Source organism: Pseudomonas sp. Irchel 3F6 (assembly GCF_900187595.1).
GTDB classification, from domain to species: Bacteria; Pseudomonadota; Gammaproteobacteria; order Pseudomonadales; family Pseudomonadaceae; genus Aquipseudomonas; species Aquipseudomonas siliginis.
Window position 1 is genome coordinate 359,948 of sequence record NZ_FYDP01000005.1, and the last position, 25,942, is coordinate 385,889.

At 60.5% G+C, this 25,942-nt stretch carries 21 protein-coding genes, 4 tRNA genes and 1 pseudogene; 15 read left to right on the plus strand and 11 right to left on the minus strand.

Translation table 11 applies throughout. The annotated features are described in order from the left end of the window. Positions 1–213: 213 nt before the first annotated feature. Both CKW30_RS19030 and CKW30_RS19035 read right to left on the minus strand, forming a co-directional pair. Positions 214–1,263, minus strand: a complete 1,050-nt coding sequence (locus CKW30_RS19030) for an ATP-binding protein (protein WP_095181600.1) — start codon at positions 1,261–1,263, stop codon at positions 214–216. Then, complete coding sequence (locus CKW30_RS19035) at positions 1,263–2,012, minus strand: response regulator (RefSeq protein WP_095181601.1); 750 nt, start codon at positions 2,010–2,012, stop codon at positions 1,263–1,265. Before CKW30_RS19035 ends, CKW30_RS19030 begins: the two co-directional genes overlap by 1 nt. Positions 2,013–2,274: 262 nt before the next feature. Here CKW30_RS19035 and pyrF point away from each other — a divergent pair, with 262 nt between their 5' ends. Further along, the gene (pyrF, locus tag CKW30_RS19040) at positions 2,275–2,973 is read left to right on the plus strand and encodes an orotidine-5'-phosphate decarboxylase (RefSeq protein ID WP_071173241.1); all 699 of its coding nucleotides are present in this window, start codon (positions 2,275–2,277) and stop codon (positions 2,971–2,973) included. 126 nt (positions 2,974–3,099) lie between these two features. Here pyrF and CKW30_RS19045 read toward each other — a convergent pair whose 3' ends face one another. Continuing rightward, positions 3,100–4,104: an NADP-dependent oxidoreductase gene (locus tag CKW30_RS19045; RefSeq protein ID WP_016773662.1), complete on the minus strand. Its 1,005-nt coding sequence runs from the start codon at positions 4,102–4,104 to the stop codon at positions 3,100–3,102. Between the two features lie 235 nt (positions 4,105–4,339). On the opposite strand from CKW30_RS19045, the gene CKW30_RS19050 reads away from it, so the two are divergent. From CKW30_RS19050 to CKW30_RS27950, 4 genes and pseudogenes are all read left to right on the plus strand, one after another. Then, positions 4,340–5,101 (plus strand): SDR family oxidoreductase, encoded by a 762-nt coding sequence (locus tag CKW30_RS19050; RefSeq protein ID WP_095181602.1) that lies wholly within the window; start codon positions 4,340–4,342, stop codon positions 5,099–5,101. A gap of 191 nt (positions 5,102–5,292) precedes the next feature. Continuing rightward, positions 5,293–6,693 (plus strand): PLP-dependent aminotransferase family protein, encoded by a 1,401-nt coding sequence (locus CKW30_RS19055; protein WP_095181603.1) that lies wholly within the window; start codon positions 5,293–5,295, stop codon positions 6,691–6,693. 990 nt (positions 6,694–7,683) lie between these two features. Then, positions 7,684–7,908 (plus strand): annotated as a pseudogene (locus CKW30_RS27945) (HAMP domain-containing protein); the annotation flags it as partial. Next, complete coding sequence (locus CKW30_RS27950; RefSeq protein WP_371699606.1) at positions 7,906–8,769, plus strand: methyl-accepting chemotaxis protein; 864 nt, start codon at positions 7,906–7,908, stop codon at positions 8,767–8,769. The pseudogene CKW30_RS27945 and the gene CKW30_RS27950, both read left to right, overlap by 3 nt. A gap of 254 nt (positions 8,770–9,023) precedes the next feature. Here CKW30_RS27950 and CKW30_RS19065 read toward each other — a convergent pair whose 3' ends face one another. Beyond that, complete coding sequence (locus CKW30_RS19065; RefSeq protein ID WP_039764159.1) at positions 9,024–9,782, minus strand: hypothetical protein; 759 nt, start codon at positions 9,780–9,782, stop codon at positions 9,024–9,026. A gap of 384 nt (positions 9,783–10,166) precedes the next feature. Between CKW30_RS19065 and CKW30_RS19070 the strand changes: the two genes are divergently transcribed. The 4 genes from CKW30_RS19070 to CKW30_RS19085 all read left to right on the plus strand — a co-directional run bounded on the left by CKW30_RS19070 (position 10,167) and on the right by CKW30_RS19085 (position 10,579). Continuing rightward, positions 10,167–10,242, plus strand: a tRNA-Glu gene (locus CKW30_RS19070). Between the two features lie 2 nt (positions 10,243–10,244). Beyond that, positions 10,245–10,320: transfer RNA gene (locus tag CKW30_RS19075), tRNA-Gly, on the plus strand. A 104-nt stretch (positions 10,321–10,424) separates the two neighbouring features. After that, positions 10,425–10,500: transfer RNA gene (locus CKW30_RS19080), tRNA-Glu, on the plus strand. Between the two features lie 3 nt (positions 10,501–10,503). Continuing rightward, positions 10,504–10,579, plus strand: a tRNA-Gly gene (locus CKW30_RS19085). A 136-nt stretch (positions 10,580–10,715) separates the two neighbouring features. Here CKW30_RS19085 and CKW30_RS19090 read toward each other — a convergent pair. The 4 genes from CKW30_RS19090 to CKW30_RS19105 form a co-directional block, all read right to left on the minus strand. Next, entirely contained in the window at positions 10,716–12,455 is a 1,740-nt protein-coding gene (locus tag CKW30_RS19090) for a dipeptidase (RefSeq protein WP_095181605.1), read from the minus strand. A gap of 186 nt (positions 12,456–12,641) precedes the next feature. Then, positions 12,642–13,280 (minus strand): LysE family translocator, encoded by a 639-nt coding sequence (locus CKW30_RS19095; protein ID WP_042610677.1) that lies wholly within the window; start codon positions 13,278–13,280, stop codon positions 12,642–12,644. A gap of 1 nt (position 13,281) precedes the next feature. Then, positions 13,282–14,052 carry a 2OG-Fe(II) oxygenase gene (locus CKW30_RS19100; RefSeq protein ID WP_095181606.1) on the minus strand — a complete coding sequence of 257 codons (771 nt, stop codon included), beginning with the start codon at positions 14,050–14,052 and terminating at the stop codon, positions 13,282–13,284. Between the two features lie 90 nt (positions 14,053–14,142). Then, a complete protein-coding gene (locus CKW30_RS19105) occupies positions 14,143–14,769 on the minus strand; it encodes a hypothetical protein (RefSeq protein WP_056788187.1) in 627 nt (208 codons plus the stop codon). 89 nt (positions 14,770–14,858) lie between these two features. On the opposite strand from CKW30_RS19105, the gene CKW30_RS19110 reads away from it, so the two are divergent. Then, a complete protein-coding gene (locus CKW30_RS19110; protein WP_095181607.1) occupies positions 14,859–15,857 on the plus strand; it encodes a LysR family transcriptional regulator in 999 nt (332 codons plus the stop codon). A 642-nt stretch (positions 15,858–16,499) separates the two neighbouring features. Here the strand turns inward: CKW30_RS19110 and CKW30_RS19115 are convergent. Then, on the minus strand, positions 16,500–16,907 hold the full coding sequence (locus CKW30_RS19115; RefSeq protein ID WP_007967565.1) for a PA2817 family protein: 408 nt from the start codon (positions 16,905–16,907) through the stop codon (positions 16,500–16,502). Positions 16,908–16,980: 73 nt separating this feature from the next. Continuing rightward, the gene (locus CKW30_RS19120) at positions 16,981–19,428 is read right to left on the minus strand and encodes an acyl-CoA dehydrogenase (RefSeq protein WP_095181608.1); all 2,448 of its coding nucleotides are present in this window, start codon (positions 19,426–19,428) and stop codon (positions 16,981–16,983) included. Positions 19,429–19,675: 247 nt separating this feature from the next. On the opposite strand from CKW30_RS19120, the gene CKW30_RS19125 reads away from it, so the two are divergent. The 4 genes from CKW30_RS19125 to CKW30_RS19140 all read left to right on the plus strand — a co-directional run bounded on the left by CKW30_RS19125 (position 19,676) and on the right by CKW30_RS19140 (position 22,844). Then, the gene (locus tag CKW30_RS19125) at positions 19,676–20,335 is read left to right on the plus strand and encodes a transglutaminase family protein (RefSeq protein WP_095181609.1); all 660 of its coding nucleotides are present in this window, start codon (positions 19,676–19,678) and stop codon (positions 20,333–20,335) included. 43 nt (positions 20,336–20,378) lie between these two features. Then, entirely contained in the window at positions 20,379–21,002 is a 624-nt protein-coding gene (locus tag CKW30_RS19130; protein WP_095181610.1) for a glutathione S-transferase family protein, read from the plus strand. A gap of 133 nt (positions 21,003–21,135) precedes the next feature. Continuing rightward, a complete protein-coding gene (locus CKW30_RS19135) occupies positions 21,136–22,068 on the plus strand; it encodes an ABC transporter ATP-binding protein (protein ID WP_095181611.1) in 933 nt (310 codons plus the stop codon). Continuing rightward, on the plus strand, positions 22,065–22,844 hold the full coding sequence (locus CKW30_RS19140) for an ABC transporter permease (protein WP_039760202.1): 780 nt from the start codon (positions 22,065–22,067) through the stop codon (positions 22,842–22,844). The genes CKW30_RS19135 and CKW30_RS19140 overlap by 4 nt, the downstream gene beginning before the upstream one ends. A gap of 139 nt (positions 22,845–22,983) precedes the next feature. On the opposite strand, the gene CKW30_RS19145 is transcribed toward CKW30_RS19140, so the two are convergent. Then, positions 22,984–23,502, minus strand: coding sequence for a DUF2062 domain-containing protein (locus CKW30_RS19145; RefSeq protein ID WP_039760200.1), 519 nt, complete (start codon positions 23,500–23,502; stop codon positions 22,984–22,986). A gap of 136 nt (positions 23,503–23,638) precedes the next feature. On the opposite strand from CKW30_RS19145, the gene CKW30_RS19150 reads away from it, so the two are divergent. Beyond that, a complete protein-coding gene (locus CKW30_RS19150; RefSeq protein WP_095181612.1) occupies positions 23,639–25,873 on the plus strand; it encodes a DNA internalization-related competence protein ComEC/Rec2 in 2,235 nt (744 codons plus the stop codon). The last annotated feature ends 69 nt before the right edge of the window (positions 25,874–25,942 follow it).

Below are 25,942 nucleotides of genomic sequence, written 5' to 3' on the forward strand. Positions count from 1 at the left end.
CTTGCCAGCGATAGCGCCCTCACATCCAGCCAATATCTACCGAGCTGGCTTGCCAGCGATAGCGCCTCCACATCCAACCAATATCTGCCGAATACACTCAGTTTCATTGTGGGAGCGAGCCTGCTCGCGAAGAGGCCGATACATTCAACCAAGGCATTGAATCATCAGACGCTTTCGCGAGCAGGCTCGCTCACACTTCAAGCCGGCTGAGCCTCAGCCCCGTGGCAAGCGGACAATGGCAGTCAGCCCGCCACCCGGCGTTTCTTCCAGATCCAACTGCCCACCCAGCCGCTGCGCGGCTTCGCGGGCGATGGTCATGCCCAGCCCTACGCCGCCGGAGTTGCGATTACGCGATCCCTCCAGTCGATAGAACGGCTCAAAAACCGCTTCCCGCTGTTCTTCAGCAATCCCCGGTCCGTGATCAATCACCCGAATCAGCAGTTCTTCGCGCTGTTCCAGCAGTTCAATCCGTGCCTGTCCGGCGTAACGCAGCGCGTTGTCCAGCAGGTTGTTGATGCACGAACGCAGCGCCATCGGTTGCACTGGCAAAGGCGCGCAGTGGCCGCTGACCTGTACATCGGCGCCCTGGTCCTGGGCGTTTTCGCACAGCGATTCGACCAGCGCCTGCACGTCCAGCAACTGCAAGGCTTCGCTGGTGCGTTGTTCGTGCAGATAGGTGAGGGTGGCGTCGAGCATGCCGATCATGTCGTCCAGGTCCTGGCGCATCTGGCTTTGCAGTTTGTCGTCGCTGATGTTTTCCAGACGCAGTTTCAGGCGTGACAGTGGCGTGCGCAGGTCGTGGGAGACGGCGCCGAGCATGCGCGCGCGTTGCTGGACCTGTTCGCGGATGCGCCGTTGCATGAGGTTGAAGGTGTGCGCCGCTTGCCGGGCTTCGCGCGGGCCGGATTCGTCGAGGGGGGCGCTGTCGAGGTCTTCGCTCAGGCGCTCGGCGGCGTCGCTCAGGCGCTGGATCGGCCGGGTGAGCAGTTTGGCACCGTACCAGGCGGCGATCATCAGCGTGATGAATTGAAAGGTCAGCGGCACCACCGGGCCACCGAACCAGGGGCGCGCTTGCCTCGGTGGATAAGCGGCGTCGTGCATGGGCGGTTGGCCGTCGATGTTCGCTGAGAACTCGGGCGGTGGTGGGGGCGGAGGAGGGCCGTAGAGCCTGAACCAGGCGAAGGCCAGCAGGTGCGCCAGGACAATCGCCGCGAACAGCACCCCGAACAGGCGACCGAACAGGGTGTCGAAGCGCGCCTTCATCAGCCGATGTCCCGCGCGTCGAACAGGTAACCCTCGCCGCGCACGGTCTTGATCAGTTGCGGGGCTTTCGGGTCGTCGCCGAGTTTTTGCCGCAGGCGCGAGACCAGCAGGTCGATGCTGCGGTCAAAGGCTTCGATCGAGCGACCGCGAGCGGCGTCAAGCAGTTGTTCGCGGCTGAGCACGCGGCGCGGGCGTTCGATGAAGACCCAGAGCAGGCGGAATTCGGCGTTGGACAAGGGCACTACCAGGCCGTTGTCGGCGACCACTTGGCGCAGGACGCTGTTGAGGCGCCAGTTGTCGAAGCGAATGTTGGCGCGCTGGTCAGTGCGGTCGTCGCGCACGCGGCGCAGGATGGTCTGGATGCGGGCGACCAGTTCGCGTGGTTCGAACGGTTTGGCCATGTAATCGTCGGCGCCCAGTTCCAGGCCGATGATGCGGTCGGTGGGTTCGCAGCGGGCGGTGAGCATCAGGATCGGGATGTCCGATTCGGCGCGCAGCCAGCGACACAGCGACAGACCGTCTTCGCCGGGCAGCATCAGGTCGAGGACGATGACGTCGAAATGTTCGCCCTGCAGCGCCTGGCGCATCGCCGCGCCGTCGGTGACGCCGCTGGCGTGAATGTTGAAACGGGCGAGGTAATCGATCATCAGCTCGCGGATCGGCACGTCATCGTCGACGATCAGCGCGCGGATGCTCCAGCGCTTGTCGTCTTTGCTTTCATCCGTCACGGTTGTCGGGGCGTTGGGCATGGGGCTGTTCACTACCAGGGGTGGTTTCAGCATAGGCGTCCGGCCGGGGGGCGGGAAGTGCTGTTGTAAGGACGTGTTGCGCCGGGCGAGGCTAACCCGGGTGCGTGTTGCGGGCGTGTCGGTTGTGTATCGGAGTCGACACAATAGCCGCGCCGGCTAAGCTGATAACCGCCAGCGCGACGATTTACCGATCATCGGGTGCCGCGCAGCCGCCGGTTCCGCTACAATGCGCGCCGTTTTCGACCAGCCTGAGAGCCCATCCATGTCCGCCTGCCAGACTCCTATCATCGTCGCCCTGGATTTCCCCACCCGTGACGCCGCACTGAAGCTGGCCGACCAGTTGGACCCGAAACTGTGCCGGGTCAAAGTGGGCAAGGAACTGTTCACCAGTTGCGCGGCGGAAATCGTCGGCACCCTGCGTGACAAGGGTTTTGAAGTGTTTCTGGATCTCAAATTCCACGACATCCCCAACACCACTGCGATGGCTGTGAAAGCCGCTGCCGAGATGGGTGTGTGGATGGTCAACGTGCACTGCTCGGGCGGTCTGCGCATGATGGCCGCCTGCCGTGAAGAGCTGGACAAGCGCAGTGGTCCGCAACCGTTGTTGATTGGTGTGACCGTGCTGACCAGCATGGAGCGCGAGGATCTGGCCGGTATCGGTCTGGATATCGAGCCGCAGGAACAAGTGCTGCGTCTGGCGGCACTGGCCGAGAAGGCCGGGATGGACGGTCTGGTCTGTTCGGCGCTGGAAGCGTCGGCGCTGAAAACCGCGCACCCGTCGCTGCAACTGGTGACGCCGGGGATTCGCCCGGCGGGCAGCGCGCAGGATGATCAACGGCGCATTCTGACCCCGCGTCAGGCGCTGGATGCCGGTTCCGATTACCTGGTAATCGGCCGTCCGATCAGCCAGGCGGCAGACCCGGCGCAGGCGCTGGCGGCGGTTGTAGCGGAAATCGCCTGAACCTTATTGAAGATCCAACTGTGGGAGCGAGCCTGCTCGCGAAGAGGGAGTGTCAGTCGGCATCATTACCGACTGATCCACCGCTTTCGCGAGCAGGCTCGCTCCCACATTGGTTTCAGGCTGGCCTTAAACCTTCAACACCAACTTGCCAAAGTTTTCGCCGTTGAACAGTTTCATCAGCGTCTCCGGGAACGTCTCGAGCCCTTCAACCACATCTTCCTTGCTCTTGAGCTGCCCGTTGGCCATCCAGCCGGCCATCTCCTGCGCGGCGCTGGCGAACTGCGCGGCGTAGTCCATCACCACAAAACCTTCCATCCGCGCGCGATTGACCAGCAGTGACAGGTAATTGGCCGGACCTTTGACCGCTTCTTTATTGTTGTACTGGCTGATGGCGCCGCAGATCACCACTCGCGCCTTCATGTTCAAGCGGCTCAGCACCGCGTCGAGAATGTCGCCACCGACGTTATCGAAGTACACGTCCACGCCTTTCGGGCATTCGCGCTTCAGACCGGCCACGACGTCTTCGGCCTTGTAATCGATGGCGCCGTCAAAACCCAATTCGTCGATGAGGAATTTGCACTTGTCGGCCCCGCCGGCGATGCCGACGACGCGGCAGCCTTTGATTTTGGCGATCTGCCCGGCCACGCTGCCCACCGCACCGGCCGCGCCGGACAGCACCACGGTGTCACCGGCTTTCGGGGCGCCGACATCGAGCAGGGCGAAGTAGGCGGTCATGCCGGTCATGCCCAGCGCCGACAGATAGCGTGGCAATGGCGCGAGTTTCGGGTCGACCTTGTAGAAACCGCGCGGCTCGCCGAGGAAATAATCCTGCACACCCAGAGCGCCGTTGACGTAATCGCCGACGGCAAAGCCGGGATTGTTCGAGGCGATGACTTTTCCCACGCCCAGTGCGCGCATGACCTCACCGAGACCGACCGGCGGGATGTAGGACTTGCCTTCGTTCATCCAGCCACGCATGGCCGGGTCGAGGGACAGGTATTCGTTTTTCACCAGGATCTGTCCCGCCTGTGGCTCGCCGACCGGAACTTCCTGATAAGTGAAAGTCTCGCGGGTCGCGGCGCCCACCGGGCGTTTGGCGAGCAGGAACTGGCGATTGGTCTGGTTGGTCATGACAGGCACTCGAATGGAATGAAGCCTTGTTGATAGCTCTTCAACGCCGATGTCGCAAGGTTGGCTGATACGGCGAATGCGAGTCGATCCAGTGCGGTGATGGTTACGGGGCGGGTTTTATCACTGCGGCGCATGGGCCTTTAAACAGCGATTGCATAGTGCTGACGCGCTTTCGCTGCCCTTGGCTATGCTGCGACGCCAACATCTTCCAGTTTTTGCGTTCGAGGACATACCCATGAGCATGACGTTTTCCGGTCAGGTGGTTGTAATCACGGGGGCCGCCCACGGCATCGGCCGCGCGACAGCCCTGGCGTTTGCCGCCGAGGGCCTGAAAGTGGTGGTGGCTGACCTGGACGCGGCCGGCGGCGAAGGCACGGTGGCGCTGATTCGTACAGCCGGTGGCGAAGCGTCCTTCGTGCGCTGCGACGTGACGGTGGAAAGCGATGTGAAAAATCTGATGGATGAGGTGATCAATACCTACGGTCGTCTCGACTATGCCTTCAACAACGCCGGCATCGAAATCGAGAAAGGCAAACTCGCCGACGGTTCGCTGGACGAATTCGACGCGATCATGGGTGTCAACGTCAAAGGCGTCTGGCTGTGCATGAAGTATCAGTTGCCGCTGCTGTTGGCGCAGGGCGGTGGCGCGATCGTCAACACGGCGTCGGTGGCCGGGCTGGGTGCGGCACCGAAGATGAGCATCTACGCGGCGTCGAAACATGCGGTGATCGGCCTGACCAAGTCGGCGGCGATCGAATACGCGAAGAAGAAAATCCGCGTCAACGCAGTGTGCCCGGCAGTGATCGATACGGACATGTTCCGCCGTGCCTATGAAGCCGACCCGAAGAAGGCCGAGTTCGCCAACGCCATGCACCCGGTCGGGCGCATTGGCAAGGTCGAGGAAATCGCCAGCGCGGTGCTGTATCTGTGCAGCGATGGCGCAACGTTCACCACTGGGCACTCATTGGCGGTGGACGGCGGCGTGACAGCGTTCTGAAAGTTGCCGAAATACAAAGAACCCGCCTGCGTGCGGGTTTTTTTGTACCTCGCGGTCGGTCCCTGTGAATACCGTTAAACAATGTGTATCAAACCGTTAGAACTGGCGCATTTGGCGGTGTTGTCGCACAGCCTCGGCGGTGCGGCTGTGATTTACTGCTGCCAGCAAAACTGACAGGAGTTTGCGAGCTCATGGAACTGAGAATTGACCGACAGGCAATGGTGCCGGTCGTGCAGCAGATCGTCGACGGAATGACTGACTGGATTGTGCAAAGCGGCATCCCGCCGGCCACCCGGTTACCCTCCGTACGGCAAATCGCCCGGGGGAATCTGCTCAGCCAGTCGTGCGTTGTCGAAGCCTGCGAGCGCCTGGTCTCGCAAGGCGTATTGACCACGCGCCAGGGCGCGGGATTCATCGTCGCGGCCTCGCCGGCATTGCGCGAAGCGGACTCGGAATGGGCAGCGTGCGAGGGCCGCCCCGCATGGCGTGATGAGGTGGACGCCGCAACGAGTCGCTTGATTTTGGGGCAAGGAGGCTTGCCGCCGAGTTGGCGTGAGCCCGACGACCTCAGCTACGCGCTGCGCGAGGTGGCACGCACCGACATGGCCAGCCTGTTCAACTACAGCTCGCCACTGGGCCTGCCAGCGTTGCGCGAGCAAATTGCCAAGCGTCTGAAACTGCTGAATATCGACGCCTGCAATACCCGGCTGATGAGCACCAGCGGTGCCAGTCATGCGCTCGATCTGATCGTGCGCACCCTGTTCAAGGCTGGCGATTGCGTGGTGGTGGAAACGCCCGGTTATGCACCGTTGTTTGACCTGTTGCGTCTGCACGGCGTACAGATGCTCGAAGTTCGTCGTACGCCGAGCGGGCCGGACATCGACATGCTCGAGTCGGTGCTGCGTCAGTTTCGTCCCGGCGCCCTGTTCATCGGCAGTCATCACCACAATCCCACCGGCAGTTGCCTGACGCCTGCGGTGGCCCAGCGTATCGTGCAGTTGAGCAAGACCTACGACCTGCGCGTGATCGAAGATGACGTCTACGCTGATCTGCACACCGGCAACGGTACGCGGTTGGCGGCGCTGGACCATGGCGGCCGGGTCATTTATGTCGGCAGCTTCTCCAAGACACTGAGCAGCTCGTTGCGGGTCGGTTTTGTCCTGGCGGACAGCGAACTGCTGAAGCGCCTGGCGGAGGTCAAGATGATCAGCGGCCTGGGCTGTTCGAGGCTGGCCGAGGCGGTATTGGCCAGACTGATGGCGACCGGCGCCTATCGCAAACTGGTGCAGCGCCAGCGTCAGCGCTTGAATGCCGATCGCGCGGCGGCCTTGCAGGCACTGGAAGACGCCGAGTGGGAAGTGTTCGGCAAGCCGGTTGGCGGGCTGTTTATCTGGGCGCGGGCACGCTTGCGCGACCAGACGTCGGTGCGCAGGCAGGCCCAGCAATGCGGGCTGGAGTTGTCAGCAGCGGACGCTTTCAGTCCCAGCGGTGAGTGCGGTGACTGGCAGCGCATCAATGTGGCCTGTGCCTGCGACCCACGGGCGCGGCAGTTTTTTCGCAATACCTGCGCGGATCGACCTCCAGCATTCTGAAAACGACGCGGGCGTAGCTTTTTGCCATTATTCCGACGCCAGAGTCTTGTGCTGGTTCGAGCCCGTTGCGAATCTTCGGCAACAGACTTTGGCAGGGGACTACGCGCAATGATTTCGGCCGTGCAAGGACGTTTCGCCAACCTCGGTATGGCGAAAAAACTGGGTATCGGATTTGTGCTCGTCTTGTTGCTGACTGCGTTGGTGGCGGCGATCGGCGTCTGGTCGCTGCAAACCATCAGTCTGCGTTTCGACGGCTTGAAGCAGATGTCCGCGCTCAACAGCGGCCTGCTCAAGGTGCGCCTGCTCGAGCAGGAATACGCCCTGCGCGGCAATCCGAAAACCGCCGATGCCTTGCGCGAAGGCGTCGATGGGCTGGTTGTTCTAGCCGGCGAGCTCAAGGCACATTCCCCGGCCAATGTGCCGGTGATGAGCGATGTCGAGCAAGCGCTGGGCGCGTATCGCAAGGCCTTCGATGAATTCGTCTCGCTGAGCCAGGCCAAGGACCTCGCGCTGGAGATGGCCAGTTGGTCGGTGTCCAGCGTGGCCAATAACCTTGACGTGTTGCAGAGCGGCCTGGCCGATGATGGCGCCTATACGTTGAAAGACACCGAGGGCAAAGACGGCGCGCAGTTCATCGAACAGGCGAATCAGGTCAGTCAGGTCTCGCGACTGATGCTGCAGGCGATGAACGAAGCGCGGGTGCGGCTGGATCAAAGCCGCAAGGGCGATGCCGACAATGCCGGCCAGGGCAATATCGAGCAGGCCGCGCAAGCGCAGGAGCAGGCCGAGGCGCTGAAAACCACGGTCAAGGACGAGGGCTATCTGACTGTGCTCAACGAAGTGTCGGGGCATATCGCCGGATTCAACGAGAAACTGGCTGAATACACCGGTTTGCTGGCGCAAGAAAAAACTGTGTACGAGCAACTGCATCAGCGCGCTGCGCAGGTGGTGGACCGGGTCAATCAGGCCTATGTCGCCGAAGATGCTTCGATGCAGGCGGAGCTGAAAAAGAACACGGTGTTGATCATTGGCTCTTCGGCGCTGGCCTTGTTGGTCGGATTGCTCGCCGCGTGGGTGATCACGCGCCTGATCGTGGCGCCGCTGCGCAGTGTGATTCGTGTGGCGCAGCAGATTGCTGCGGGTGATCTGACGGCGAAGGTCGAGGTGACGCGCCGCGATGAAATGGGTCAGCTGATGTTGGCGATGCAGCAGATGGCTGCCGGCCTCGGCACGATTGTCAGCGGCTTGCAGGCCGGCATCGAGCGCTTGGCCGGTTCCGCGCAATCGCTGTCGGCGGTGACGGAACAGACCAATCTGGAGGTCAACAGCCAGAAGGAAGAAACCGAGCAGGTCGCCACCGCCATGAACCAGATGACCGCCACCGTGCATGACGTCGCGCGCAATGCCGAAGAGGCGGCGCTGGCGGCGCAGACGGCGGATGACAAGGTCGAGAGCGGCCAGCAGGTGGTGCGCCAAAGCATGGCGCGGATCGAGCAATTGGCGGATTCGGCGACCTCGGCCAGCTCCAGCATCGAGAGCCTCAGCGCCGAAATTCAGAACATAGGCACGGTGCTGGAGGTGATCAAGAGCGTGGCCGAGCAGACCAATCTGTTGGCGCTGAACGCGGCGATCGAAGCGGCGCGGGCCGGCGAGCAGGGCAGGGGGTTTGCGGTGGTGGCCGATGAGGTTCGTGCGCTGGCACGGCGCACGCAGCAGTCGACCGAGGAGATCGAGCGCTTGGTCAGTGCCCTGCGCGCGGCGGCGCAGTCTTCGGTGCAGCAGATTCGCAGCAGTGGCGAGTTGGTGAAGCTGGCGGTCAGTGATGCGTTGCAGACCGAGAGTGCGCTGGGGAGTATTGCCGCGGCGGTGTCGTTGATTCAGCAGATGAATCAGCAGATCGCGGCGGCGGCGGAGGAGCAGAGTTCGGTGGCGGAGGAGATCAATCGCAGTGTTACGCAGATTCGTGCGAGTGCGGATCACTCTTCCGTGGCGATGCGCGGGAATGCGGCTTCGAGTGTTGAGCTGGCGCAGTTGGGCGGCGAGTTGCGCTCGATGGTTGGGCATTTTCGGCTTTGAGCCTTGGCGGCCCTCGGGCCGGCCAGGCTCTCGGCTTCGCCGCGTGGGGATGGCCCGGGTTTGCTTTTGCTGTTCTGTGGGAGCTGGCTTGCCAGCGAAGGCGGCCTGACAGCCGACCGATTTTTACCTGAGAACACTACTTCCCAATGTGGGAGCGAGCCTGCTCGCGAAAGCGGTCTTCAATTCACATCCTCTTTCAAGTCGCCCACAAAAAAGCCACCAATAAAGGTGGCTTCTCTTCCAGCATTCCCGCCTCAGTCGTAAATCACTTTTTTCTTCCAGTCCGCATCGGCTTCGACATCCTTCAAACCGGCGGTCAGTTGGTTTTCTTCACCTTCCACCGGGGCAATCTTGTCCATGACCTGGGCGTTCGCTCGGGCGAGGAGTTTTTCCAGGTATTGCAGTTGCTCGGCATACATCTGCGGGTCCTGCTGTTTGCGCAGATATTGCACGCCGCGTTCGAAGGCGAGGCGGGCCTGGCCGGGTTGGTTTTGTTGCAGGGACTGTTGGCCGAGGTTGTTGAAGAATTCGATGTGCAGCAGCACGAGAATGTGGCGCACCTCGCGGATCCATTGTTTGGCTTCGTTCGGTGGCAGGAAGCCGTCGTGGGCGGCGCGGGTGATCTGGCCGTGCAGGGCTTCGAGGAGGAAGCGCACGTCTTTGGCTTTGGCTTCGGTCAGGATCGGCGCCGGCGGGTTGTTGACCGGGATCGATTCGCCCTGGGCCACCAGCGCGCTCAGTTCGGTGATGCGGGCCTTGGTGGTTGCGCTGGTCTTTTCCAGATTGAGCAGGCGCTGGCAGACGTTGAGTTCCAGGCGGGTCAGCAGCAACTTGAGCGCCGGGGTCATGAACTGGCCGGGGAAGGTTTCGGTCAGTTCGCCGCAGCGGCGCAGGCGGTCGTTGAGTTCGACTTTGGTGCGGGCCTTCTCCAGTTTGTTGTTTTCCACCACATGGTTCATGTAGCCAATGGCGATCAGAATTGCGATCCCGGCTACGACTAGCAGGGTGATCATGAGTGGTGTCACCGGTAAGACCTCTTTATAGGGTTCGCATGCGAGTGTAGTGGCTGGGCATTTAGGCGCCTAGCGCCGCTCGACGGGTTTGATCGGCTGCTGCAATCTGTATCGGCCGCCAGCGGTATAGATGAATGCTGGCGCTTGATGTGCAGATTGCCATCACTGTGCGGTGGACTATAACGTCTTGGCGAGTGGCGGAATATAGGCGTCAGGTTTCGGACGACGGAAAAGCCCTGCGCAGCCCTTAATCCAGGTCGAAGTCATTGATTTAAATAAATTTATATCAGGGGGTTGACGACCCCTCAATCCATCCATAGAATGCGCGCCACTTGCAGCGTAAAGCACACAGCGAAACGCGGCAGGGAGTGAATGTTGTAGTGTGTCCCCTTCGTCTAGTGGCCTAGGACACCGCCCTTTCACGGCGGTAACAGGGGTTCGAGTCCCCTAGGGGACGCCAATGCGGGAATAGCTCAGTTGGTAGAGCACGACCTTGCCAAGGTCGGGGTCGCGAGTTCGAGTCTCGTTTCCCGCTCCAATTTTAAACAGCATTGCTTTCGGGCGGTGCTGAGTGAAACCAGAACCAAATCTTCGGATGCGGATCTGGACACCGAAACACACACCATGTGTTCCGGGTAGCGTGTCCCCTTCGTCTAGTGGCCTAGGACACCGCCCTTTCACGGCGGTAACAGGGGTTCGAGTCCCCTAGGGGACGCCATTTGCGGGAATAGCTCAGTTGGTAGAGCACGACCTTGCCAAGGTCGGGGTCGCGAGTTCGAGTCTCGTTTCCCGCTCCAATTTCACAAAAACGCCGATCAGTGATGATCGGCGTTTTTGTTTGTGCGCGTTTTGTGGTGGCAATAAAAAAGGACCTTTTCACAGGTCCTTTTTTATTTTGAGCCCGGTCATCGGTGACTGGGCTCAGGCAGGGCTTTACAGCTTCGGCAACTGCCCGACACGCCCCATCATTTCCGTGACGATCTGCAGATCCAGCAGGAACTGGTCGACGGTCTTGAATTCGCCATCGGTGTGGCCGGTGTATTTGGCTTCCGGTCGCGCCAGGCCGAATTGCACACCGTTCGGCAATTCGTGAACCGAAGTCGCGCCAGCGGAAGTACCGAATTCCGACTTCATGCCGAGGTTTTCGCTGGCTACGGCAAGCAGCGCCTTGACCCACTCACCCTCGGGGTTGCGATACATCGGTTCGGCCACTGAGTAGTCGAACGCCACGGCAACGTGAGTCTTCTTGCTCCAGGCGTCCAGTTTCTCAGCGATCTCAGCCTTGAGCTTTTCCGGGGATTTACCCTTCGGCACCCGCAGGTTCACCGCCAGTTTGAAGGCTTTTTCGTCCTCGCCGACGTAGGTCAGCGAGGTGGTCAGTGGTCCCATGAACGAATCGGAGAAGCCCACGCCAAGTTTTTTGCCCAGATAATCCAGGCCCCAGTTGTCATCGGCATAACGTGCGGCATCGGTGAACTGGTTGTGCTTGAGCGCGACTTTGCCGTCCAGGCTGTTGATGAAACTCAGCATTCGCGCGACCGGGTTGACGCCGGACTCTGGTTCGGAGGAGTGCGCAGAAACCCCCGTCACGGTCAGTTTGACGTCTTTGCCATCAATCTTTGCCGCGACTTCGAAGTCGCCGCCGTTGGCTTTGGCGTAGGCGTCGCCGGCTTTTTGCAGACTGGCGGCGAGCTCGGCAGGCTTGTCGGTTACCAGCGTGACCACCGAAGCCGATGGGATCTGGTTGGTCGCCTTGCCGCCGGTCATCGAAATGATTTCCGCGCCGTTGCCCTCGCCTTTGCGTTTGGCAAAGTTGGCCATGACGGTGCCGTAACCTTTTTCGGCGATCACTACCGGATAACCGCCGTCCAGCGCCATGTTGTAGTTCGGCGTCGGGTTGCGTTCGAAGTAATAGGGAATGGCATCGCCGCTGGTTTCTTCGGTGGTGTCGACCAGCAGCTTGAAGTTACGCGCCAGTGGCAGTTTCTCGTCCTTGATCACTTTCATGGCGTACAGCGCCACGACGATCGCATTCTTGTCATCCTCTGTGCCACGACCGTACATGCGATCGCCAATCAGCGTGACTTTGAACGGGTCGAGTTTGGTGCCATCTTTCAGCACCCAGTTTTCCGGCGTCACCGGCACCACATCGGCGTGGGCATGAATGCCAACGACTTCGTCGCCTTTGCCATCCAGAGAGATTTCGTAGACACGGTTATCGATGTTGCGGAATTTCAAACCGAAGGATTCGGCGAGTTTCTGGATCTCGCCGGCAATCTTGATGAATTCCGGGTTGTCGTGTTGCTCCACGCCGTCCTTGCGGAAGGTCGGGATCTCGACGAGTTGGCGCAGGGTTTCCAGCGCGGCCTTGCCATATTTCACGCGGGTATAAATGCCTAGCAGACGGTGAATTTCATTCCGCTGTTCGGCGTTCAGGGTCTTGTTGTCGAGGAAGGCGCTGATGGACGGGGTGAGATTATCCGTCTTGGCCAGGTCGCTTTTCGCCAGGCTGCCAAGAAAGCTACGGAAGTCCGTCAGGTTCTTGCCGTCAAAGGATTTCAGAATCGCTGCACTTTGCTCGGCAGTGATGTTGGCTTGTGCTGCGCTGGTAAATGCGGTGAGGCTGGCCATGACGAGCGTGGCAGCGGCCAGTTTTTTCAGGGAAAAGACCATGTAACAGGCATTCCTTTGCTAGAGATTGGGAAAATATGTCTGACGCTTGCGGCAGAAACATTTTGCAACCTACCACCATGAGCAGGTGAAGAGGGAGTCACAAACTTGATCTGTCGCACAGAAATGCAAAAGAGGCGCACAAATGAAAAAGTCCCGGCAGCTGATGCCGGGACTTTTTTGTGTGGGTTACATCGACAGCATCAGGCGTCCGGCAAATAGAATCAGGATGACGCCCATGCTGCGCTCGAACCAGTGTCCAAGGCGCATGAACAGCAGGCGCACTTTATTGCTGGAGAAAAACAGCGCGACGATCACAAACCACAGCGCGTTGACGAAGCACATCCACAATCCGTAGAACGCCTGGATCTGCAGCGGTGTGCTGGCGCTGATGATCGTGGTGAAGATGGCCAGGAAAAACAGCGTGGCCTTGGGGTTGGTCGCATTGGTCAGAAAACCGGTGCTGAATGCCTTGAACAGTGACTGTTCAACCAGCGGCTCATCGGCGTTTTTTTCACCTTCGACGCTGCTCTTCGGTTTGCTGCGGATCAGGCTGACGCCCAGATAGAGGATGTAAGCCCCACCGACCACTTTGGCCACAGTCAGCAGCCACGGCGTGGTGTGCATCAGGGCGCCGACGCCGAGCAGGGTATACAGCACGTGCACGGAAATCCCCGCGCCGATGCCCAGCGCAGTGCAGATACCGACGAGCCGGCCGAAGCGCACGCTTTGACGGATGGTCACGGCGAAGTCCGGGCCGGGTGCTACCACGGCGAGAAAGTGGATGGTGGCCAATGCGAGAAACTCGCCCAGGTAATTGGAAAGCATGTCAGCTCCAGAAAGTCAGAGGGGAGGCATTGCCGCGATAGCCAACAAAGAACGACAGGCTCAAACGCGGATCCGCGACGCCCGGAGTGACCGAGTGCATGCGCCGCGAATTGAACATGATGAAATCGCCGGGCTGCGGTCGTACTTCGAGGGCGGGCGGCCCCAGCAGCGACGGCTCGATGCCGTAACTGTCGCCGCGCATTTCGTCGAATTGATCCGGGGTGATGTGGTCATTCCACATCTGCAAGGCGCCACCCTCGGCGGGCATGTTCAGGTAGACGTTGCAGGCAAATTGCGCCTCGAGACTGCGCGCCTGAAAACTGTCCGGGGCGTCCTTGGCGAAGATGTCGTGATGAGCAAGAAAGCACACGCCCGGTTTGACCACCCGCGACAAACCGACATACATCTTGCGCCCGTAGAGATTTTCCAGATGCGCGCCGGCGGGCCAGGATTCGTCGAGCATGCAGCGCAACGTGTCGATCGGCGAAGAGTAGGGCGCGCAGCGCTGGCGCAGTTCGTCGATGTTGCGGGTGGCGCGTTCGAAGTAATCCTCGATCAGCAGCGGCTGGTTTTCCGCCTCGTAAAAGGCCATGCCGATGCGGCCGATGCTCGGTGCGTTGATGTAGCCTTCAAAGCCCGGGGCGAGGATCTTGTCGCCAATTTCGATCGCCAGCGGCTCGGGCAGAAAGCGTTTGACGCGGATGGCGAGGACTTCTTCGTTGGCCAGTTTTTTTATGCACGTCTCATCGAGACGCTCGACGTCTAGCATCATTTGTTTTAGGTCCATCTATCGATAGTCAACGGAACCGGCGAATGCGGTTCCCCGGCGTCGGACGCTGCGCGATGGCAATGTCCGAAATGCTCAATCCACGCTGTAGTGGACGGAAAGCGTGCCCTTCTTCTGCGAAAGGGACGCGATCGTGACTGTGCCTAGATCCTTCAGGCTACGTACGTGGGTGCCACCGCAGCCATAGGCTGGCAGCTCACCGAAACTGATTTCCCGCGCGCCTTCGCGCAGCGAGGTCAGGCGCGGCAGATCATGTTCGATCCACTGCTCGATACCGGTTTGCACGGTTGGCGCATCGATTTCTTCAGCGCTATCGCCCGGCTTGAATTGCACCCGGCCTTCGTCCGGCCAGTGGTGCGCCTTGATCGGCATCCAGCCCATGGCCTGAATGAAATGACCGATCAGGTGCCCGGCCGAGTGCATGCGCGTATTGAAGCGGCGGCGCTCTTCATCGATACGGATGACGGTCATGCCCAGCGGCAGCGGGCGGTCGACGAAATGCACAATGCGCTCCGGTTCCTGCACCACGCGCGACACCCGGCTTTCACCGATCCAGCCGGTGTCGCAAGGCTGACCGCCGCCCTGCGGGTGAAACAGGGTAGCGCGCAGCACTACGGCGAATTCGTTCTCGTGGGGTGTGCAGTCGAGGACTTCGACATTCGCCTTCAGGTCGTCACTGTGAAAAAACAGGCGAAGCGTCATATTCCATGCCCTGATCGAAGTTCTGTTTTTATTATATGAATCGTGCAATAACGTGATAATCCGTTCGAACATCAAAGGACTTGTGCGTCGTGAGCATCAATCTTCCGCTGCCGCTGCTGGGTGAAATGGCGATTTTCGTCAAGGTTGTCGAGACCGGCAGCTTCTCTGAAGCGGCGCGGCAGATGGGGTCCTCACCCTCGGCGGTCAGTCGCAGTATTTCCCGATTGGAAAAGGCGTTGGCTACGCGCTTGCTGCAACGCACCACGCGCAAACTGCGCTTGAGCGATGGCGGTGAGGAGGTGTTCAAGCGTTGCCAGGAAATGGTCAGCGCGGCCAGGTCGGTGATGGAAATCAGCGGCCAGTTCACCCACGAAGCCGAAGGCCTGGTGCGGGTCAGCGTGCCGAAAGCGGTGGGGCGCTTTGTGATTCACCCGCACATGCCGGAGTTTCTGCGCCGCTATCCCAAGGTTGATGTGGAGTTGTTGCTGGAAGATCGTCAGGTCGATCTGATCGATGATCATGTCGATCTGGCAATTCGCATCACTGATCGTCCACCGGCCGGTCTGGTCGGGCGGCAGTTGCTGACCATCGATCATTTGCTTTGCGCCACGCCGCAATACCTGGCCGAACACGGCACGCCGACGCATCCTCACGATTTGCTCAATCACAGTTGTATTTATCTGGGCGAAACGCCGAGCGATGCGCGCTGGAAATTCAAGAAGGGCAGCAAGGCGGTGACGGTCGGCGTGCGTGGGCGCTATGCCGCCAATCACACGGGTGTGCGCTTGGGGGCGGTGTTGCAGCACATCGGCATTGGCAGTCTGCCGTATTTCACGGCGCGTTACGCCTTGGAGCAGAAGTTGATTGTGCAGGTGTTGCCGGACTGGACGTTTCTTGCCTCTTATCACGGTGGGTTGTGGCTGCTGCATTCGCCGACGCGGTATCTGCCGCCGAAATTGCGGGTGTTCATTGATTATCTGGTGGAGTGTTTGCAGAAGGAGCCGACGTTGGGTAGGCCCGGGAAGTCGGTGGGCGGGGGCAATTTGGCTGTGGCGTATGAGCTGCCGGAGGGTGAGGGGTTGCTTTGAGGTTTTTTTGGGGGGGGGGCTTGGCGGCCTTTGGGCCGACCATGCTCTGGTGGTTTGAGTGAATATCCGTTTCTGCGGTAACGGCTGCTCAGGGTTTCGCCCTTACGGCGACTTACTTTTTTACAAGCGCCTAAAAAAGTAAGCAAAAAACGCTAGCTCCTACGTTCGGCCCGCTCGCTGGGGCTCGGGGTACCTTCGCTCCGGGACTGATCCGGGCGCAGCGGCTACGGTTTGCTTCGCTGCACCTCCTTCCGCTGTGTACGACTGCGTCGTACGGTCGCTGCGCTCCCACGCCCGGATCAATCCCTCCGCTCAGCCTTCCGACGTCGCCTGTGAATCAAGATCAAAAGCGGTACTCGAGCTTGCGCTCATTGTTTTGAGTGGTGAGGGGCGGGTGGTGTCTGGCTGTTTTTGTGGTGAATTCTCCCCTCACCCCAGCCCTCTCCCCAGGGAGAGGGAGCCGATTTTTTGGCTTTTCGAAATCTCATTCGACTCGGTAATTCAGACTGGGGTACCTCGTCCAAACAAAGCGGTCAGTCCCCTCTCCCTCCGGGAGAGGGCTAGGGTGAGGGGGCTTTTGATCTTGAAAAAAAGGCCCGCATGGAATCACCAGTGCGGGCCTTTTCATTACCGTTTGAAAAATCAGTGCTTGCTGTCCTGCGCCGACATGGCCAGCAGTTGTTTTTCCTGGTTCCAGTCGAACGGTTCGTCGTTCTGTTCGGCTTCGTAGCGGCGTTCTTCGAGGGCCTGGTAGAGGTCGATTTCTTCGTCGGAGAGGTAGTGCAGGCAGTCGCCGGCGAAGAACCACAGCAGGTCGCGTGGGATCAGGTGGGCGATTTGCGGGTAGCGGGTGATGACTTGGGTGAGGATGTCCTGGCCCAGGTATTGGCTTTCGATAGGGTCGATAGGCAGGGAGGCCAGCAGTTCGTCGAAGCGCTCGAGGAACAGGGCATGGCTTTCTTCGGGCACTTGTTCGGCCTCACCTACGGCGACCAGGATACTGCGCAGGTGGTCGAGCAACACGAGATGATCGGCAACGACGTTGGACACGAGATAAGTCCTCAAGAGCAAAACGGGCGCGGGAGTATAAAGCCCTCGCGCCGTTTTTTCACATAAACCGGGTTCAGCGGACTTTGCCCTCTGCCTGGGTCAGTTCTTCTTTGGCGAAATCGTCGACGTCGATCACCTTGCGGCGGGCCGCTTCGGCGTCGCGCAGGCTTTGCGCTTCGACGGCTTGCAGCACGCCGGCTTCCAGCGCGGCATCGATGGCGTGTTCGCCGGCTGCCGGTTTGACCTGGCCGCTCTTCAGTGCGGTGTGCAGTTTCTTGTGGAGCGGTTGCGCGGCATTGAGCAGGTCGCTGGCGTGTTGCAGCGCGCCCACGGCATCGTCCGCCGATTGCGGGCGGTAGCAGCCGGCGAGCAATTCTTCGAGGGCCGGATCGCCTTTGGCGCGACCGATGACCGCAGCGACTTCGGCGCCGAGTTTGTCCGATGGGCCTTTGTGACGGCGCCCGAACGGGAAGACGATGACCCGCAGCAGGCAGCCGAAGACTTTGTTCGGGAAGTTGCTCAGCAGTTCATCCAGCGCACGCTCCGACTGGCCGAGGCTTTCTTCCATGGCCCAGCGGAACAGCGGCTCCATGTACGCCGGCGAATCCAGGTCGTGATAACGCTTGAGCGCCGCAGAGGCCAGATACAGGTTGCTCAGCACGTCGCCGAGGCGCGCCGACAGGCGTTCGCGGCGTTTCAGTTCGCCGCCCAGGAGCATCATGCTGAAGTCGGCGAGCATGGCGAATGCGGCGGCCTGACGGTTGAGCGCGCGGAAGTAGCCTTGGCTGATCCTGTCACCCGGCGCATGTTCGAAATGGCCAAGGCCGAGGTTTAGCACCAGTGTGCTGGCCGCATTGCTGACGGCGAAACCGATGTGCTTGAGCAGCAGGCCATCGAATTCCTTGAGTGCCTGGTCTTTATCCTGGCGACCGGCCAAGGCCATTTCCTTGAGTACGAACGGATGGCAACGGATCGCGCCCTGACCGAAGATCATCAGGTTGCGCGACAGGATGTTCGCGCCTTCGACGGTGATGAAGATCGGCGCGCCGTTCCAGCTGCGGCCGAGGTAGTTGTTCGGTCCCATGATGATGGCTTTGCCGCCGTGCACATCCATGGCGTGGCTGATGCATTCGCGGCCGCGTTCGGTGAGGTGGTATTTGAGGATCGCCGACAGCACCGATGGTTTTTCACCCAGGTCCACCGCGTTGGCGGTGAGCATGCGGGCGGCGTCCATCATCCACGCGTTACCGCCGATGCGCGCCATGGCTTCCTGAATGCCCTCGAAAGCGGACAGCGGTACATTGAATTGCTCGCGAATCTGCGCGTATTGGCCAGTGACCAGACTGGTGAACTTGGCCGCGCCGGTGCCCACGGCTGGCAGCGAGATCGAACGCCCGACGGACAGGCAGTTCATCAGCATCATCCAGCCTTTGCCGAGCATTTCCTCACCACCGATGAGGTAGTCCAGCGGAATGAACACGTCCTTGCCGGAGTTCGGGCCGTTCATGAACGCGGCGCCCAGCGGCAGGTGACGACGACCGATTTCCACACCTGCGGTATCGGTCGGGATCAGCGCCAGGCTGATGCCGAGGTCTTCTTCTTCACCGAGCAGGTGATCCGGGTCATAAGCCTTGAATGCCAGGCCAAGCAGAGTTGCTACCGGGCCGAGGGTGATGTAGCGCTTTTCCCAGTTCAGGCGCAGGCCGATGACTTCCTGTCCTTCCCACTGGCCTTTGCAGATGATCCCGGTGTCGGGCATCGCGCCGGCGTCGGAACCGGCCAGCGGGCCGGTGAGGGCGAAGCACGGAATATCGTCGCCACGGGCCAGGCGCGGCAGGTAGTGATTACGTTGTTCGTCGGTGCCGTAATGCAGCAATAGTTCGGCAGGGCCGAGGGAGTTGGGCACCATCACGGTGGAGGCGAGGTCGCCGCTGCGTGTCGCCAGTTTCATTGCCACTTGTGAGTGAGCGTAGGCCGAGAAGCCTTTGCCGCCGTATTCCTTGGGAATGATCAGGGCGAAAAAGCCATGTTCCTTGATGTGCGTCCAGGCCTCGGGCGGCAGGTCCATGGACTGGCCGATCTGCCAGTCGCTGACCATTGCGCAGAGTTCTTCGGTCGGGCCGTCGATGAAGGCTTGTTCTTCTTCGCTAAGTTGCACTTTTGGATAGGACAGCAGTTTGTCCCAGTCCGGACGGCCGCTGAACAGCTCGCCGTCCCACCATACGGTGCCAGCATCGATCGCGTCGCGTTCGGTCTGTGACATGGGCGGCAGGGTTTTCTGGAACCAGTTGAACAGCGGCGCGGTGAGGTGCTTGCGGCGCAGGTCAGGCAGCAACAATGGCGCGGCGACCACCGCCAACAGGACCCAGAAGACAAACAGCAGCCAGCCCGGCGCGTGACTGAAAATCCCCATGGCGACGAGATAGGCCGCAACGATGCCCAACGCGGGCAGCGGGGCGATGCGTCGATGGGCGAGGTACGCCACGCCGACGATCAAAACCAGTATCCACAACAACAGCATATTCAGTCCTCCGTGAACCAAGGCAAATCGACCCTCCAGAGCTTAGACGGCATCTGCAAACAAGGGTGGTCAGAGCATGGTGATTGAAATCGTGGGAAACCCCGGATGGTTTTCGTAGGTTCGGTGGGCAACACGTGTGGGAAATCGTTCGTTGCTGCGCAGCTTTGCTTTCAGGTTTGGCCGAAACGTCGTTATCTCTGTGCTCAGGCTGTCGCTAGACTCGTGGCTTACCCAGGAGATTGCCGTCATGCACGAGTATCTGAGCCCCGGCCGCTTCATCGATAGTGACCACCCGGCGGTGGTGGAGTTCGCCGAGCAGCATCGCGGCGCCAGTAACGATCCGCGTGAGCAGGCGATCAGTCTGTATTACGCCGTGCGCGAGGCGGTGCGCTACAACCCCTACACCTTCAGTCGTGATCCGCAAACTTTGTGTGGCAGTTACGCACTCGCAGCAGGAGAAAGTTACTGCGTGCCGAAAGCTACGCTGCTCGCCGGTTGTGCCCGGCATTGCGGGATCCCGGCGCGCATCGGTCTGGCCGATGTGCGCAATCATTTGTCGACGCCGCGTTTGCTCGAGCTGCTGAAAAGCGACGTGTTCGCTATGCATGGCTACACCGAGCTGTTTCTCGACGGCCGCTGGGTCAAGGCGACGCCGGCGTTCAACCAGCAACTGTGCGAGCTGTTCAACGTCGCAGCGCTGGAATTCGACGGGGTCAACGACAGCGTTTTCCACCCGTTCAACCGTGATGGCGCGCAGTTGATGGAATATCTGCTCGATCACGGCCAGTTCACCGATGTGCCGGAAACGTTCTTCTTCGAGCACCTGCAAAAGTGCTATCCGCATCTGTTCAGTGAGCAACTGCCGGTGCTGCTGGGCGATATGCAGGCGGATTTGAGTCGCACCTGATCCGGCGTATGCTGGCCGTCCACTCACTTGCAAAGAGGCGGTCATGCTGAAGATCTGGGGACGAAAAAATTCATCGAACGTCAGAAAGCCCTTGTGGGCTGCCGAAGAGTTGGGCCTGGCTTACGAGGCCATCGATGCCGGCGGCGCGTTCGGTGTGGTCGATACGCCCGAGTACCGCGCGATGAACCCCAATGGCCGGGTGCCGGTGATCGAGGATGACGGTTTCGTGCTTTGGGAATCCAACGCCATCGTTCGCTACCTGCTGGCCAAGCACGCCCCAGACAGCGCTTGGTACCCGGCGGATGCGCAAGCCCGCGCCACGGCGGACAAATGGATGGACTGGACCACTTCCAGTTTCGCCGGGCCGTTTCGCACGGTGTTCTGGGGTGTGCTGCGCACGCCCTCCGAGAAGCAGGACTGGAAGGCGATCAACGCCGCGATCAAGGAATGCGATGAATTGCTGAACATGGCCGACCATGCCCTGATCAGCCAGCCTTATCTCTCCGGCAATGACATCGGCATGGGCGACATCCCGCTGGGCAGCTTCATTTATGCCTGGTTCGAAATGCCCATCGAGCGCGCCCCGCAACCACATCTCCAAGCCTGGTATGAACGTTTGAAGCAGCGTGTGGCCTATCAGAAAGCGGTCATGACCGCGTTGACTTGATAATTACTATCGACACACTTGACTGTACTTGTGCGGCGGCGGCAAGCACCATTGCGAACTTGCGCCGCGGTTGTTTCCCTCGCCGCCCGCCCTTATTTACTTCTTTCCTTCCTTCTTGGTGCGTAAATCCGATATGAGTTCCGCTCTGTCCATCCGGCAGCTAACCAAAACCTACGGCAACGGGTTCCAGGCCTTGAGTGGTATCGATCTGGACGTCGCCGAAGGTGATTTTTTCGCCTTGCTCGGCCCCAACGGCGCCGGCAAATCCACAACCATCGGCATCCTCTCGACCCTGGTCAACAAGACCAGCGGCACCGTGAATATTTTCGGCAATGACCTGGACAAGAACCCGGCGGCGCTCAAGCGCTCGATCGGCGTGGTGCCGCAGGAATTCAACTTCAACCAGTTCGAAAAGACCTTCGACATCGTCGTAACCCAGGCCGGCTACTATGGCATTCCGGCGAAAGTCGCCAAGGAACGCGCCGAGCAGTACCTGACCCAGCTGGGGTTGTGGGACAAGCGTGATGTGCCGTCGCGTTCGCTGTCCGGCGGCATGAAACGGCGTTTGATGATCGCTCGTGCACTGGTGCACGAACCGCGTCTGCTTATTCTTGATGAACCGACTGCGGGCGTCGACATCGAGCTTCGCCGTTCGATGTGGACCTTCCTCACCGAGCTGAACCAGAAAGGCATCACCATCATTCTGACCACGCATTATCTGGAAGAGGCCGAGCAGCTGTGCCGCAACATCGGCATCATTGACCACGGCACCATTGTCGAAAACACCAGCATGAAACAGTTGCTGGGCCAGTTGCACGTGGAAACCTTTTTGCTCGACCTGAAACACGACTTGCACGTTGCGCCGCAATTGCTCGGCTACCCGGCCCGATTGCTCGACGGCCACACCCTGGAAGTGCAGGTCGACAAATCCATGGGCATCACGGCGTTGTTCACCCAGTTGGCGCAGCAGAACATCGAAGTGCTGAGCCTGCGTAACAAAACCAATCGCCTCGAGGAGTTGTTCGTGTCCCTGGTGGAGAAAAATCTGTCGAAGGTGGCGGTATGAGTTCCGAGTTCGGTCCCAACCTCGTCGCCCTGCAAACCATCGTCTACCGCGAGGTCAAACGCTTCATGCGGATCTGGCCGCAGACGTTGCTGCCGCCGGCGATCACCATGGTTCTGTACTTTGTGATCTTCGGCAACCTGATCGGTCGGCAGATCGGCGACATGGGTGGTTTCACTTACATGGAGTACATCGTGCCGGGTCTGATCATGATGTCAGTGATCACCAACTCGTACGGCAACGTGGTGTCGAGCTTCTTTGGCAGCAAGTTCCAGCGCTCGATCGAAGAGCTGATGGTCTCACCGGTGTCACCGCACACGATCCTGATCGGCTTCACCATTGGTGGGGTATTGCGCGGTCTGGCGGTGGGTCTGATCGTGACGATTCTGTCGCTGTTCTTCACAGATTTGCAGGTGCATCATCTCGGCGTGACCATCCTGGTGGTGGTGCTGACCGCGACAATCTTCTCGCTGCTGGGCTTTATCAACGCGGTGTTTGCGCGCAACTTCGATGATATTTCGATCATCCCGACCTTTGTGCTGACCCCGCTGACTTACCTTGGCGGCGTGTTCTACTCGATCACTTTGCTGCCACCGTTCTGGCAGACCGTGTCGCTGGCCAACCCGGTGCTGCACATGGTCAACGCCTTCCGCTACGGCATCCTTGGTGTCTCGGATATCCGTATCGGCATCGCCATCACCTTCATGCTGGTGGCGACCGTGGTGCTGTATCTCGGCTGTGCGCGGTTGTTGGTGAGCGGGCGCGGGATGCGTACCTGATCCCGACCGCGTCGCTTTCTTCGCGAGCAGGCTCGCTCCCACATTGGAATGATGTTCTCTGTGGGAGCGAGCCTGCTCGCGAAGGGGCCAGCCCAGACACAACAAAAAACGGCCTCCCATCGCGGAGGCCGTTTTGCTTTCATTTCTGCCGACTTTGCTTGCGCCGCCGCCATTGCCGCGCCACCCACCAGCGCCAGTAAAGCATCACCAGAAAATAGGCGAGGACGCCCAGCACCAGGCCGACAACCACCGAGCCCAATAAAAACGGCTGCCACAATGTCGACAGCTCACCGCTGATCCATTCCCAGGTCAACTCGTCCGGCAGATGCCGCGCCGGCACATCCATCAGGAACGCCCCGGCCTGGTAGGTGCAGAAAAACACCGCCGGCATGGTGATCGGATTGGTCAGCCAGACCAGGCTCACCGCGATTGGCATATTGCCGCGCACCATCACCGCCAATGCCGCCGCTACCAGCATCTGTGCCGGGATCGGCAGGAATGCCGCAAACAGGCCGACCGCCATCGCCCGGGCGACCGAGTGGCGGTTGAGATGCCAGAGGTTCGGGTCATGCAGCAACGTGCCGAGAAAGCGTAAGGATTTGTGTTCCCTGATGCTCGTCGGGTCGGGCATGTAACGTTTGAATAAGCGCCGGGGCATAGGGCTTCTCGGTCGGTTAAGGCGGCAAGTATGTCTGGATTCTACGAACCGCCCATTCAGACTTTGTGACAATTGTTGACGACGGTGGTGCCGCAGACCGGCTATGCCTAGTGGGGGGACTCTCAAGGACGGGCATATGCGCACAGGGATGATGGCGCTGGCAGTCGGTCTGCTGGCCCCGGTTTTTTTGCCGGCCTTGCCGCCGGTCGGTTGGTTGCTGGTGCTGCCAATGGTGGCGCTGATGTTGCTGCCGTTTCGCAGCTATCCATTGGCATGTTTGCTGTTTGGTTTCACGTGGGCTTGTTTCAGTGCGCAGTGGGCGCTGAATGACCGCTTGCCACCGAGCCTGGACGGCGAAACCCGTTGGCTTGAAGGGCGTGTGGTCGGCTTACCGCAGCACAGCGATGGCGTGGTGCGTTTCGAGCTGGCTGATGCGCGCTCACGCCACGAAAAACTGCCATCGCTGCTGCGCCTGGCCTGGTACGCCGGGCCGCCGGTCAACAGCGGCGAACGCTGGCGACTGGCGGTGAAGTTGAAGCGCCCGGGTGGCCTGCTCAACCCGCACGCCTTCGACTACGAGGCCTGGCTGCTGGCGCAACGGATTGGGGCGACCGGCACGATCAAGGATGGCCAGCGCCTGGCTGAGGCCCGGTATGCATGGCGCGACGGCGTTCGCCAGCGCCTGCTGTCGGCCGATGCGCAAGGACGCGAGGGCGCGCTGGCAGCGCTGGTGCTCGGTGATGGCTCTGGGCTCAGTCGCGAGGATTGGCAGGTACTGCAAGACACCGGCACCGTGCATCTGCTGGTGATCTCCGGCCAGCACATCGGTTTGCTCGCCGCAGTGATGTATCTGCTGGTTGCCGGGCTGGCGCGTTTCGGAATCTGGCCGGTGCGCTGGCCATGGTTGCCGTGGGCGTGTGGCCTGGCATTCGCGGCGGCGTTGGGTTACGGCTTGCTCGCCGGGTTCGATGTGCCGGTGCAGCGCGCCTGCGTGATGGTGACGCTGGTGCTGCTGTGGCGGCTGCGTTTTCGCCATCTCGGCGCGTGGTGGCCGTTATTGCTGGCGTTCAATGGCGTGCTGTTGTTCGATCCGCTGGCCAGTTTGCGTCCAGGTTTCTGGCTGTCCTTCGCAGCCGTTGCAGTACTGATTTTCACCTTCGGCGGGCGGCTTGGGGCCTGGCGGTGGTGGCAGACCTGGACGCGCGCGCAGTGGCTGATCGCGATCGGCTTGTGTCCGGTGTTGCTGGCGCTGAGCTTGCCCATCAGCGTCAGCGGGCCTGTAGCCAATCTGCTGGCCGTTCCGTGGGTCAGCCTCGTGGTGCTGCCGCCGGCATTGCTCGGCACGCTATTGCTGCCCGTGCCTTATGTTGGCGAAGGACTGTTGTGGCTGGCCGGTGGTTTGATCGACTGGCTGTTTATCGGGCTGGCGCTGATTGCCGGGCAATGGCCGGCGTGGATACCAGCCGCCATTCCACTCTGGGCGTTGATCCTGGGCAGCCTTGGCGCGATTTTATTGCTGTTTCCCCGTGGCGTGCCGATGCGTCCATTGGGCTGGCCGCTGATGTTGCTTTTGATATGGCCGCCTCAAGAGCGAATAGAAGAAAGGCGAGCCGATGTCTGGCAAATCGACGTCGGCCAAGGCTTGGCCATCCTTGTTCGCACCCGCCATCACGCGCTTCTCTATGACGCCGGCCCGCGCTTCGGCGATTTCGATATCGGCGAGCGAGTGGTGTTGCCAGCGTTACGCAAACTCAACGTGCAACAGCTCGACCTGATGCTGCTCAGCCACGCTGACGCCGATCACGCTGGCGGCGCCCGGGCGGTCATGCGTGGATTGAACGTGCACCGCGTGGTCAGCGGCGATCCGCCAAACCTGCCGCCGGAGCTGAACGCCGAAGCCTGCGCAAGTGGCGAACAATGGCAGTGGGACGGCGTGCGGTTCCAGCTCTGGCAATGGTCGGCGGCAGATGACAGCAACCAGCGTTCCTGTGTGTTGCAGATCGAAGCCAACGGCGAACGCCTGCTGCTCACTGGCGATATCGACACTCATGCCGAGCGCGTCCTGCTCGACAGCGCTTTGGCCGTGCCGACGCAGTGGCTGCAATCGCCACATCACGGCAGTCGCAGTTCATCATCGATGGCCCTGCTCAAAGCCTTGCAACCCGAAGCGGTACTGATCTCCCGTGGCCACGGCAACTCCTTCGGTCATCCGCATCCAACCGTGCTGGCGCGCTATCGCAAACAGGGCCTGCGCATCTACGACAGCGCCGAACAAGGTGCCATTCATTTGCAACTGGGCAGCTTCAAGCCGCCGTGGACGATGCGGCAACAGCGGCGTTTCTGGCGCGATCCGCCGGTCCCGGACCGTTGATCGGTGCCAGCATGGGTGCCACCTCACGGTCGTCGGGGCGGCGGCTCTTAATCGCGGATCGGTATGGTA

Coding starts and splice junctions, on each gene's coding strand:
- CKW30_RS19030 (WP_095181600.1), bottom strand. CDS start 1,263: ATGAAGGCGCGCTTCGACACCCTGTTCGGTCGCCTGTTCGGGGTGCTG.
- CKW30_RS19035 (WP_095181601.1), bottom strand. CDS start 2,012: ATGCCCAACGCCCCGACAACCGTGACGGATGAAAGCAAAGACGACAAG.
- pyrF (WP_071173241.1), top strand. CDS start 2,275: ATGTCCGCCTGCCAGACTCCTATCATCGTCGCCCTGGATTTCCCCACC.
- CKW30_RS19045 (WP_016773662.1), bottom strand. CDS start 4,104: ATGACCAACCAGACCAATCGCCAGTTCCTGCTCGCCAAACGCCCGGTG.
- CKW30_RS19050 (WP_095181602.1), top strand. CDS start 4,340: ATGAGCATGACGTTTTCCGGTCAGGTGGTTGTAATCACGGGGGCCGCC.
- CKW30_RS19055 (WP_095181603.1), top strand. CDS start 5,293: ATGGAACTGAGAATTGACCGACAGGCAATGGTGCCGGTCGTGCAGCAG.
- CKW30_RS27950 (WP_371699606.1), top strand. CDS start 7,906: ATGGCTGCCGGCCTCGGCACGATTGTCAGCGGCTTGCAGGCCGGCATC.
- CKW30_RS19065 (WP_039764159.1), bottom strand. CDS start 9,782: ATGATCACCCTGCTAGTCGTAGCCGGGATCGCAATTCTGATCGCCATT.
- CKW30_RS19090 (WP_095181605.1), bottom strand. CDS start 12,455: ATGGTCTTTTCCCTGAAAAAACTGGCCGCTGCCACGCTCGTCATGGCC.
- CKW30_RS19095 (WP_042610677.1), bottom strand. CDS start 13,280: ATGCTTTCCAATTACCTGGGCGAGTTTCTCGCATTGGCCACCATCCAC.
- CKW30_RS19100 (WP_095181606.1), bottom strand. CDS start 14,052: ATGATGCTAGACGTCGAGCGTCTCGATGAGACGTGCATAAAAAAACTG.
- CKW30_RS19105 (WP_056788187.1), bottom strand. CDS start 14,769: ATGACGCTTCGCCTGTTTTTTCACAGTGACGACCTGAAGGCGAATGTC.
- CKW30_RS19120 (WP_095181608.1), bottom strand. CDS start 19,428: ATGCTGTTGTTGTGGATACTGGTTTTGATCGTCGGCGTGGCGTACCTC.
- CKW30_RS19125 (WP_095181609.1), top strand. CDS start 19,676: ATGCACGAGTATCTGAGCCCCGGCCGCTTCATCGATAGTGACCACCCG.
- CKW30_RS19130 (WP_095181610.1), top strand. CDS start 20,379: ATGCTGAAGATCTGGGGACGAAAAAATTCATCGAACGTCAGAAAGCCC.
- CKW30_RS19135 (WP_095181611.1), top strand. CDS start 21,136: ATGAGTTCCGCTCTGTCCATCCGGCAGCTAACCAAAACCTACGGCAAC.
- CKW30_RS19140 (WP_039760202.1), top strand. CDS start 22,065: ATGAGTTCCGAGTTCGGTCCCAACCTCGTCGCCCTGCAAACCATCGTC.
- CKW30_RS19145 (WP_039760200.1), bottom strand. CDS start 23,502: ATGCCCCGGCGCTTATTCAAACGTTACATGCCCGACCCGACGAGCATC.
- CKW30_RS19150 (WP_095181612.1), top strand. CDS start 23,639: ATGCGCACAGGGATGATGGCGCTGGCAGTCGGTCTGCTGGCCCCGGTT.